Annotated in this window: 1 protein-coding gene; it reads right to left on the minus strand. The window is 77.5% G+C overall.

Features of this window, described 5'->3' with window-relative positions:
* Window positions 1–1,501: condensation domain-containing protein (locus ABZY91_RS42015; protein ID WP_355409521.1), on the minus strand; the 1,501-nt coding region annotated here is incomplete at its 3' end.
* Window positions 1,502–1,515: the final 14 nt, after the last annotated feature.

Raw genomic sequence — 1,515 nt, forward strand, 5'->3', positions numbered from 1 at the left:
GCGCCGCCTGGTCCAGACTCGCCTGCCAGAGCGCGAAGTCCGCGTACTGGACCGGAAGTTCGGCGAACTCCGGGGCCCGGCCCGCCAGCCGCGCGAGGTAGCCGGCCTGGAGGTCGGCGATCAGCGGCCCCCGGGAGGCCTCGTCGCCGGCGATGTGGTGCAGGGCGACGACGAGCGTCGCGGCACCGGTGGGCTCCCTCAGCAGGGTGGCCCGCAGCGGCGGTTCGGCGGTCGGGTCGAAGCGGTGCGCGAGCGCGGCGGCGATCTCCCGGTCGACCTGGTCGGCCGGGACGTCGAGGACGGTCAGCGGCACGGCCTCGGCCGCCTCGGCCGGGGTCAGCACCCGCTGGTACGGCTCCCCGTCCCGCTCGCCGACGACGGTGCGCAGGCTCTCGTGCCGGGCCGTCAGGTCGGCCAGCGCCGCCGCGAGCGCGGCCACGTCGGGGGTCCCGTCGATCCGGGCGACGAAGGGGATGGTGTAGGTCGCGCTCGGGCCCTCGACCTGGTACTGGAACCAGAGGCCGCGCTGCGCCGCGGAGAGCGGGAGCGGCTCGGGGCGCGGTCCGGCCGTCAGCGCGGGGCGCTCGACGGCGTTCCGGCCCGCCAGGCGGGCGGCGAGCGCGGCCGGGGTGGGCGCCTCGAAGACGTCCCGGATGGCCGCGTCGACGCCCAGCCGCCGCCGGATCCGGCCGGCGGCGCGGGCGGCGAGCAGCGAGTGGCCCCCGAGCGCGAAGAAGTCGTCGTCCGCACCCACGGCGGTCAGGCCGAGCACCTCGGCGAGGATGCCGCAGATCACGGCCTCGGCCGGGGTGGCCGGCAGCCGACCGGCCGTGACGGCCCGGTCCGGGGCGGGCAGTGCCCGGCGGTCGGTCTTGCCGTTGGCCGTCAGCGGCAGCACCTCCAGCACCACGACCACCGACGGGACCATGTACTCGGGCAGCACCGCCGCCACACCCCGGCGCAGCTCCTCGGGGGCGGGCGGCTCCGCCTCGGCGCCGGTGCCGTCCGCGGTTGCGTCCGTACCGCCGGTGCCCGTGACGTAGCCGACCAGCTGCTGTTGCCCGGGCACGTCCTCGCGGACCAGGACGACGGCCCGGCCGACGCCCGGCAGGGCGGCCAACGCGGCCTCCACCTCGCCGAGTTCGATCCGGAAGCCGCGCAGCTTCACCTGGTCGTCCACCCGGCCCAGGAAGTCCAGCAGCCCGTCGGCACGGCGCCGCACCAGGTCACCGGTGCGGTACATCCGCCCGCCGGCCGGGCCGTACGGGTCCGCCACGAAGCGGCCCGCGGTGAGGCCGGGCCGCCCGAGGTAGCCGCGGGCCAGCTGCTCACCCGCGAGGTACAGCTCGCCGGGCACACCGGTCGGCACCGGCTGGAGGGCACTGTCGAGGACCAGTGCGCGGACCTGCGGGAAGGGCACGCCGATGGCGGGGACGCCCCGGTGGTCGGCCGCCAGCTCCGCCGCCGTCGCCCACACCGTCACCTCCGTCGGCCCGTACACGTTCGTCACCCGAC

Origin of the sequence: Kitasatospora sp. NPDC002965 (assembly GCF_040611255.1) — a bacterium.
Classification (GTDB): Bacteria; Actinomycetota; Actinomycetes; order Streptomycetales; family Streptomycetaceae; genus Kitasatospora.